Source organism: Thalassobacter sp., from assembly GCF_982993085.1.
The window spans coordinates 1-8,592 of record NZ_CEZFMW010000139.1 but is presented as its reverse complement, the minus strand read 5'-3'; the positions used below and the strand labels follow the sequence as shown (position 1 = coordinate 8,592).

Sequence of the window (8,592 nt, the reverse complement as noted above, 5' to 3'; positions counted from 1 at the left end):
TTGAAGAGTGGGAGTTGACGGAGAGTTTTACCCGCGCCTCGGGGCCGGGGGGGCAAAACGTCAACAAGGTTGCGACGGCCGTAGAGTTACGTTTTGAGGCCGAGCGGTCACCTAATCTGGCGGGGTCGGTCAAGGCGCGGTTGAAGCGTCTGGCGGGACGGCGGTGGACCGCGGATGGGGCGATTGTGTTGCGGGTCGAGGATACCCGGCATCAGGCCCGCAACCGTGAGATCGCGCGCGACCGATTGGCGGAATTGGTGGCCAAGGCGTTGGTCGTACCAAAGCGCAGGGTTGCGACGAAGCCCACAAAGGGCTCCGTCCGGCGGAGATTGGCCGGCAAGGCGCAGCGTGGCGCATTGAAAGCCGCCCGCGGGCGCGTTACCGATGAAGAATGACGTCTGATTTGTTTTCTCGACGTGCGGCGGCCCTTGGGGGGCATGTGCCGACGTTTTATCGCCAGCCGCTAGAGATTGTGCGCGGTGAAGGTGTGTATGTCTGGGATGCGCAGGGGCGCCAGTACTTGGATTGTTATAACAACGTACCGCATGTGGGGCATTGTCACCCGCGTGTAGTTGAGGCGATTGCCCAGCAGGCCGCCACGTTGAACACCCACACGCGGTATCTGCATCCGATGGTCGTGGAATATGTTGAGCGGCTATGTGCCAAGTTTGATCATGGGCTGACACAGGCCATTTTGGTGTGCACGGGCTCTGAGGCGAACGACGTGGCGTTGCGCATGGCGCAGGCGGTGACGGGCGCGCGAGGCGTGATTGCGACCGATGCGACGTATCATGGCAACACGTCGGCGGTGTCCGCGCTAAGCACCAGGCGGCCTCCGATTGGGGGGTATCCGTCGCATGTGCGGTTGGTGCCTGCCCCTGAGGCAGGCATGACCGGTGTAGAATTTGCGTCCAACGTTGCGGCTGCCATCGCAGAGCTTGAAGCTGCTGGTGAAGGGTTTTCGGGCCTGATGCTGTGCCCATTTTTCGCGAACGAAGCGTTTCCAACCGTTGCGCCTGGGTTTTTGCGCGCAACTGAGCAAGTTGTGCGGGATGCGGGCGGTTTGATAATGGCCGATGAGGTGCAGCCGGGATTTGGTCGGTTGGGTAGCCATTGGTGGGGACACGATTGGATCGGCTTGGTGCCGGATATTGTCACTATCGGGAAACCCATGGCCAATGGGCATCCGGTAGCGGCTGTCGTGACGCGTCCCGACATCATGGAGGGGTTTCGCAGCGCGTTTGGGTATTTCAACACCTTTGGCGGCAATCCCGTAAGTAGCGCGGCCGCACTTGCGACCCTTGATGTGATCGAGGACGAGAGGTTGGTTCAAAACGCTGCTACTGTGGGCCTGCATGTGACACAGATGTTGCGCGATCTGGATCATCCGTTTCTGCATGAGGTTCGGGGCGCGGGCCTGTTCTTTGGCATTGAGTTCCGCAAGGATGGCGCGCCTGCCACGGATTTTGTGGCCGAGCTGGTTGAGCAGGTGGTGGCGCGGGGGGTCCTTCTCAACAAGATTGGACGCCATGGAGAGGTGCTCAAGATGCGGCCACCTATGCCGTTTTCGCACCAAAACGCCGAGCATCTGGTGCAGGTGTTAGATGACGCTCTAAGGGGGACCCCACTCGATGCGTGACGCGATGAACCCCGAAACCGCAGCCGCCTACTGGGGCGCACATTCCCCGGTTCTGCTGAGCCAACGCGAGAATGCCGTTTATGCGGTTGAACGTGGCGGAGAACGCGCGGCTCTTCGACTGCACCGACCGGGATATATGTCCCGCCGGGCAATTTCGTCGGAACTGTGGTGGATGCAGTCGCTTGTCTCTCAAGGGTTTCCATGCCCTGCGCCAATCCCGCTTCCGGATGGATCATTGGTGCGCAAAGTCGGCGATCGAATGGCCACGATGGTCACATGGGTCGAGGGAGCAGCCATAGGCGAGGGCGGTGCGCCGCTGCCGGGCACACTTGCCGCTCAAGGCAAGCTGATGATGCAAATCGGTGGACTGATCGCGCAGATGCACAGCCTGAGCGATACAATGATCCTGCCCGAAGGGTTTGAACGGCCCGCTTGGGACTTGGACGGCTTTCTTAGTCATCACCCAACTTGGGGCCAGTTTTGGGAAAACCCTTGCCTGACTGACCGGGACCAGGCCCTTGTGAACGAGGGCCGTATCATTGCGCGTCACGCGCTAAGCCGTGATGTACCGGATATTGGACTGATCCATGCTGACCTTCTTCGAGAGAATGTCTTTAAAGGGCCGCAAGGCCTGACGTTTATCGATTTCGATGACGCAGGCATTGGTTACCGGCTGTATGACATCACGACGACCCTCACCCAAAGCCTTGAGGATCCCGAGTTGCCCGACCTCGCGCAGGCGTTGTTGCGCGGCTATGATGACGTACGGGCATTATCAGATCTGGATCTGTCGCTGTTACCTATTACGTCGCTCTTGCGGTCCATGGCTGCGCTTGGATGGGTGATGACGCGGTACCCGGCCAATCATCCCAAAATGCCGATCTATATCGCCCGGGCCACGCGCTCGGTTGAGGCGCTGCAACAGGGGCGGAATTTCTTTCTTGAGGGATTTGGGTGATCGCCTAAACGATCACTTCCATCGGCTCTTGGGTGTCTAGGTCGAACACGCGTTTGTAGCGTTCCACCTCGGCCTTGGGGCCCATCGCTTTGTTTGGGTTGTCCGACAGTTTGACCGTGGGCTGTCCGTTGGCTGCCACTGCTTTGCACACCAGTGAAAACGGCGCGAGGCCTTCGTTCGGGACCAAGCCGCGGAAATCGTTCGTCAACAGTGTGCCCCAGCCAAAGGACACGCGCACGCGGCCTTGGAACTGTTTTTGCAGCTCAAGGATTTTGTCCACATCCAAGCCATCCGAGAAGATCACCAGCTTTTGGGTGGGGTCCTCTCCGCGGGCTTTCCACCATGCGATGGCGCGCTCTGCGCCGGTGGCGGGGTCGCCGCTGTCGATGCGCATACCGGTCCAGCCGGCCAGCCAATCAGGCGCGCCTTGCAGGAACCCTTGGGTGCCGTAGGTGTCGGGCAGGATGATCCGCAGGTTGCCATCGTGTTCTTCCTGCCAATCCGCCAGCACCTTGTAGGGGGCGTCGCGCAGGGCGGTGTCATCCTCAGCCAATGCACTGTAAACCATGGGTAATTCGTGAGCGTTGGTGCCGATGGCCTCCATCTCACGACGCATGGCGATCAGGCAATTAGAGGTGCCGACAAAATGTTCGCCCAGCCCTTCGCGCATGGCCTGCACGCACCAGTCTTGCCATAGAAAGCTATGGCGTCGTCGGGTGCCAAAATCGGCCAATCGCAGGGTGGGTAGGTCGCGCAAGGTTTCGACCTTTTCCCAAACTTTGGTCATCGCGCGGGCATACAACACTTGCAGCTCAAACCGCCCCATATCGCTCAGCACGGCGCGGGATCTCAGCTCCATCAAAATCGCAAGCGCTGGAATTTCCCACAGCATGACTTCATGCCACTTACCCTCAAACGTCAGTTCATACTGCCCGTCGCGTTTTTCGAGGTGATAGGGGGGCAGGCGCATGCCCTCGAACCACTCCATAAAATCAGACCGGAACATTTGACGCTTGCCGTAAAAGGTGTTGCCCCGCAGCCAAGTGCTTTCACCCCGGCTCAGGGAGAGGGACCGCATGTGATCAAGTTGTTCGCGCAGCGCACCCTCATCAATGATATCCGCAAGCCGGATAGATTTGCTCCGGTTGATCAGCGAAAAGGTCACATTTGTGTCAGGTTTGTTTCGAAAGACCGACTGGCACATCAAGAGCTTGTAGAAGTCAGTGTCGATCAACGACCGCACGATCGGATCGATCTTCCACTTGTGATTGTAGACCCGCGTGGCGATATCAACCATGGTGCGCTCCTTTGGTTAATGGCTTTAGAACAAACGCCGCTGGGGAAAGCAATCAGGCCAACCGCAGGTGTGGCTCTCACACCATTGTGTTTGGCATTTTACGCCTATGCCCCTTTTCATAAGGCCTCAAAATCGGCACATCAAAGGTATCGCTCAAGGAGAGACCCGTGACCAAACCTGTTTTTTCCCGCCGCTCACTGCTGTTGACCGCTGGTGCCAGTGTTCTGGCCGCCCCTGCAATTGCGCAGGATCTCGATTTTGAGGTGCAGGACCGGTCCATCACCGCCGTCACGCGCCGCAACACATCCAGCTTCCGGCAGCAGTCTTGGCAGGATCATTTCGACACGCTGGGGGTTGCGACCATCGTGTGCGACACTGGCTCTCGGGCGCTTCATTACTGGAATGCGGACGCCACGGATTACCGGATTTACCCGACCTCTGTCCCGATGAGCGAAGAACTCACCCGCCGCGGCTATACCACCATTGTGCGCAAAAAAGAGGGTCCGACATGGACGCCCACGGCCAATATGCGCCGCCGCGACCCATCCCTGCCTGAGTTTATGGAGGCAGGCCCCGGCAACCCGCTGGGCACGCATGCCATGTATCTGGGCTGGCCCGCCTATCTGATCCATGGCACCCATGACACCCGCAAAATCGGGCGTCAGTCGTCATCGGGCTGCATTGGTCTGTACAACGAAAAGATCGAAGAGCTGTTCGCGCTCGCCCCAATCGGGACACAAGTGCGCGTCATCTGATCCCTGGTCCTTAGCCCGCCAAAACAACACCAGCCGCCGCCATTCCATCCCGTGCGGCGGTGAGCGATCCGTCGAAATCAATCGCGCGGCACAGGTCCAAGCGAACCTCGACCCCGAACCCCAGCTTCGCGGCATCTACGGCTGAGTAATTGACGCAGAAATCTGTGGCCAAGCCCACAAGCGTCACTTGGGTGATCCCCCGCGTGCGCAAATACCCTTCTAGCCCCGTGGGCGTTGTGTGGTCGTTTTCAAAAAATGCAGAGTAGCTGTCGATCGCGGGGTTAAACCCTTTGCGGATGATCATGTCTGCGCGTTCGGTGCGCAGATCTGGGTGAAATTCCGCGCCGTGACTGCCCTGGATGCAATGATCTGGCCATAAAACCTGTGGGCCATAGGACATCTGGGTTAGGCTCATGGGGTCTGCGTCATGGCTGCTGGCAAAGCTGGAATGCCCCGCCGGGTGCCAGTCTTGGGTTAGGATGACGGCGCCAAAATCAGCCATCAACGCGTTGATGCCGGGAACGATCGCATCGCCGTCCGGTACGGCCAAGGCCCCGCCAGGGCAAAAGTCGTTTTGGACGTCGATCACAAGCAGGGCGTGGGTCATAGGAGTCTCCGAGCGTGGGTCTGCGACCAGCTTACGCCTTGAGCGGTGCCGCGCAACCGCGTATGCGATAGCCCATGTATACAGTAGCTGCACTCTATCACTTTACCCCGTTTGAAGACGTCGCGGCCCTTCAGGATCCGCTGCGTGACGCCTGTGAGGCGGGCGGCGTTGTCGGCACGCTCTTGCTCGCGCCCGAGGGGATCAATGGCACCATCGCCGGACCGCGTGCCGGAATTGACGCTGCATTGGCCCACATTCGCGCCCTTCCGGGGTGCAGCGACTTAGAGTGGAAGGAAAGCACCGCCGCCGCGCGCCCCTTCAAAAAGCTCAAGGTCCGCTTGAAGCGTGAGATCGTCACCATGGGGCAGCCCCACGTGGACCCCCGCGCGAGCGTTGGTCATTATGTGATGCCCGCTGACTGGAACGATCTGATCTCACAGCCCGATGTTGCTGTGATCGACACGCGCAACGATTACGAGGTGGCCATTGGCACGTTCGAGGGCGCTGTAGACCCCGAAACCAAAAGCTTTGGTGAGTTCCCCGCATGGTGGGAAGCCAACAAGGCCCGTTTCCACAACAAGCGGATTGCGATGTTCTGCACGGGCGGGATTCGCTGTGAAAAGTCCACGAATTATCTGCTGGGCGAAGGCGTCGAAGACGTATTCCACCTTAAGGGTGGCATCCTGAAATACCTCGAAGAAGTTCCCGAGGCGGACAGTAAATGGGACGGATCGTGTTTTGTGTTTGATCGGCGCGTCAGCGTGGAACACGGCCTGCGCGAAGGCCCGCACGTTCTGTGCCACGCTTGCCGCCGCCCCCTAGACCCCGCCGATACCCAGCGCCCTGAGTATGAGGCCGGGGTGCAGTGCCACCAATGCGTGGACGACTACACAGATGCTGACCGTGTTCGTTTCCGCGAACGGCAGCGCCAGTTAGAACAGGCTAAGTCATGACCGAAGACGAACGCGGCGAACTGCTATTGCGGACCATGGCGATGCCCGCCGACACCAACGCCTCGGGTGATATTTTCGGTGGCTGGCTGCTGAGCCAAATGGACATCGCGGCAGGCATTCTAGCAAGCCAACGCGCGCAGGGCCGGGTGGCGACCATCGCGATTGAGGCGATGAAGTTTATCCGCCCCGTTCGCGTGGGCGACGTGCTGTGCATCTACGGTCAGGTCACGCGCGAAGGCCGCAGCTCTATGGGTATCACCCTCGAGGCATGGGTCCTGCGCGACCGGATAGGCGCACGTGAAAAGGTGACTGAAGGCCTGTTCACCTTTGTGGCTATTGATGACGAAGGCCGCAAACGGGCGTTGCCCTAGCGCGCCCCATGGCTAGTGTGGCTCTCAAAGGGGAGGGGCCTCATGCAACTTGAATTTCACCACATCAATGTTGTGGGCGACGATATCGATCGCTTGCACAATTTCTATACCAACGTGCTTGGACTCGCGGATATGCCGGTGGAAATGTTCCCCCGCACCGAGGCGCGGGCCGGTGCGGGTTATGATGGGGACATCAAATTCGCGACGGATGGCGGCATGCAGATGCATCTGGCTCAACGCGACCTGACTGTCGCCTTTCGCAACGGTCAATCGCTGAACCCCGTGGCGCGCGGGCATATCGCGTTTCGCACGGATGATTTGGCGCAAGTTTTGGCTGAGCTAGAGGCAGCGGGCGTGCCCTATGCCGACTACGGCACCGCATTTTCGGCAGAATGGCACCAAGTCTTTTTTCAAGACCCCGAAGGCAATGTCATTGAGGTCCATCAACAAATCGCCAAGGCGTAGCAAGCCGGGTCCGCGTAGGGCGCGCAGCGGCGCACCCTACGGTTTTGTATCGGTCTAGCGCGTGAACTTCTTGTATTTCACGCGTGTCGGTTCCAGTGCATCTGGGCCAAGGCGACGCTCTTTGTCTTCTTCATAGGCTTGGAAGTTACCCTCAAACCACTCCACGTGCGCCTCACCCTCAAACGCGAGGATGTGCGTACACAGCCGATCCAGGAAGAACCGGTCGTGCGAGATAATCACCGCGCAACCCGCGAAATCATCCAGCGCATCTTCGAGCGCGCGCAGTGTTTCCACATCCAAATCGTTGGTAGGTTCATCAAGTAGCAACACGTTTCCACCAGATTTCAACAGCTTGGCCATGTGTACGCGGTTGCGTTCACCGCCCGACAACAGGCCGACCTTTTTCTGCTGGTCCCCACCCTTAAAGTTGAACGAGGAACAATAGGCCCGGGAATTGACCTCTGCGTCGCCGAGTTTGATCAACTCTGCCCCACCCGAGATTTCTTCCCACACGGTGGCGTCTGCACTTAGGGTGTCGCGCGACTGATCCACGAACGACAGCTTGACCGTATCGCCAAATTCAACCGTGCCCTCATCGGGCTTTTCGACGCCCGTGAGCATGTTGAACAGTGTCGACTTACCCGCACCGTTGGGGCCGATGACGCCGACAATCCCACCGGGGGGCAGCGAAAACGACAAGTCTTCAATCAACAACCGATCGCCAAAACCCTTCTTTAGGTTCTCGACCTCAATCACCTTGTTGCCCAAGCGGGGGCCGTTGGGGATAACGATCTGGGCACGGCTGATTTTCTCACGCTCGGACTGGCCGGCCATTTCTTCATAGGCAGCAATCCGGGCCTTGGACTTGGCTTGGCGCGCCTTGGCACCGGCACGGATCCACTCCAATTCCTTTTCCAAGGCTTTGGTTTTGGATTTATCGTCCTTGGCCTCACGCTCCAGCCGCTTGGCCTTTTGTTCCAGCCATGCAGAGTAGTTGCCCTCATAGGGGATGCCGCGGCCACGGTCCAACTCAAGGATCCAGCCGGTGATATCGTCTAGGAAATACCGATCGTGGGTCACGATCAGGATCGTGCCTTTGTAGTCAATAAGATGGCGTTGCAGCCATGCGATGGTTTCGGCGTCCAAGTGGTTGGTCGGTTCGTCCAACAGCAACATGTCTGGCGCTTCCAGCAGCAGCTTGCACAGCGCGACGCGGCGACGTTCGCCGCCCGACAGGTTCGCGGGCATCGCGTCATCAGGGGGGCAGCGCAGTGCCTCTAGGGAGACGTCGATCTGCGCATCCAGATCCCAAAGGTTCTGGGCGTCGATCTCATCTTGGAGCTGCGCCATCTCATCGGCGGTCTCATCCGAGTAGTTCATCGCCAGCTCATTGTAGCGATCCAGGATGTCTTTCTTTGCCTTCACGCCCAGCATCACGTTTTCACGTACGTTGAGGGTTTCGTCCAGGTGTGGTTCCTGCGGCAGGTAGCCGACTTTGGCGCCCTCGGCGGACCACGCCTCACCGGTGAAATCCTTGTCCATCCCGG

At 59.0% G+C, this 8,592-nt stretch carries 10 protein-coding genes; 7 read left to right on the top strand and 3 right to left on the bottom strand.

Going from position 1 to position 8,592, the window contains the following annotated elements; genetic code table 11:
- From arfB to AC4GMC_RS16125, 3 genes are all read left to right on the top strand, one after another.
- A partial coding sequence (arfB, locus tag AC4GMC_RS16135; RefSeq protein WP_488082153.1) for an alternative ribosome rescue aminoacyl-tRNA hydrolase ArfB occupies positions 1 to 395 on the top strand: 395 nt, incomplete at its 5' end.
- On the top strand, positions 392 to 1,639 hold the full coding sequence (locus AC4GMC_RS16130) for an aspartate aminotransferase family protein (protein WP_487876830.1): 1,248 nt from the start codon (positions 392 to 394) through the stop codon (positions 1,637 to 1,639). The genes arfB and AC4GMC_RS16130, both read left to right, overlap by 4 nt.
- Entirely contained in the window at positions 1,632 to 2,597 is a 966-nt protein-coding gene (locus AC4GMC_RS16125) for a phosphotransferase enzyme family protein (RefSeq protein WP_487876831.1), read from the top strand. The genes AC4GMC_RS16130 and AC4GMC_RS16125 overlap by 8 nt, the downstream gene beginning before the upstream one ends.
- 4 nt (positions 2,598 to 2,601) lie before the next feature.
- Here the strand turns inward: AC4GMC_RS16125 and pncB are convergent, their stop codons facing one another.
- Entirely contained in the window at positions 2,602 to 3,894 is a 1,293-nt protein-coding gene (gene pncB, locus AC4GMC_RS16120; protein ID WP_487876832.1) for a nicotinate phosphoribosyltransferase, read from the bottom strand.
- Between the two features lie 167 nt (positions 3,895 to 4,061).
- On the opposite strand from pncB, the gene AC4GMC_RS16115 reads away from it, so the two are divergent.
- The gene (locus tag AC4GMC_RS16115) at positions 4,062 to 4,649 is read left to right on the top strand and encodes a L,D-transpeptidase (RefSeq protein WP_487876833.1); all 588 of its coding nucleotides are present in this window, start codon (positions 4,062 to 4,064) and stop codon (positions 4,647 to 4,649) included.
- Between the two features lie 10 nt (positions 4,650 to 4,659).
- On the opposite strand, the gene pncA is transcribed toward AC4GMC_RS16115, so the two are convergent.
- Positions 4,660 to 5,256, bottom strand: a complete 597-nt coding sequence (gene pncA, locus AC4GMC_RS16110) for a bifunctional nicotinamidase/pyrazinamidase (RefSeq protein WP_487876834.1) — start codon at positions 5,254 to 5,256, stop codon at positions 4,660 to 4,662.
- 74 nt (positions 5,257 to 5,330) lie between these two features.
- On the opposite strand from pncA, the gene trhO reads away from it, so the two are divergent.
- Genes trhO through AC4GMC_RS16095 form a run of 3 tightly spaced genes read left to right on the top strand, consistent with a single transcriptional unit; the run spans position 5,331 to position 7,045 of the window.
- Complete coding sequence (trhO, locus tag AC4GMC_RS16105) at positions 5,331 to 6,209, top strand: oxygen-dependent tRNA uridine(34) hydroxylase TrhO (protein WP_487876835.1); 879 nt, start codon at positions 5,331 to 5,333, stop codon at positions 6,207 to 6,209.
- Positions 6,206 to 6,580, top strand: a complete 375-nt coding sequence (locus tag AC4GMC_RS16100) for an acyl-CoA thioesterase (protein WP_487876836.1) — start codon at positions 6,206 to 6,208, stop codon at positions 6,578 to 6,580. The genes trhO and AC4GMC_RS16100 overlap by 4 nt, the downstream gene beginning before the upstream one ends.
- Before the next feature lie 42 nt (positions 6,581 to 6,622).
- A complete protein-coding gene (locus tag AC4GMC_RS16095) occupies positions 6,623 to 7,045 on the top strand; it encodes a VOC family protein (protein ID WP_487876837.1) in 423 nt (140 codons plus the stop codon).
- A 54-nt stretch (positions 7,046 to 7,099) separates the two neighbouring features.
- On the opposite strand, the gene ettA is transcribed toward AC4GMC_RS16095, so the two are convergent.
- Positions 7,100 to 8,592 (bottom strand): energy-dependent translational throttle protein EttA (gene ettA, locus AC4GMC_RS16090; RefSeq protein ID WP_487876838.1); only part of this gene is annotated, 1,493 nt, incomplete at its 5' end.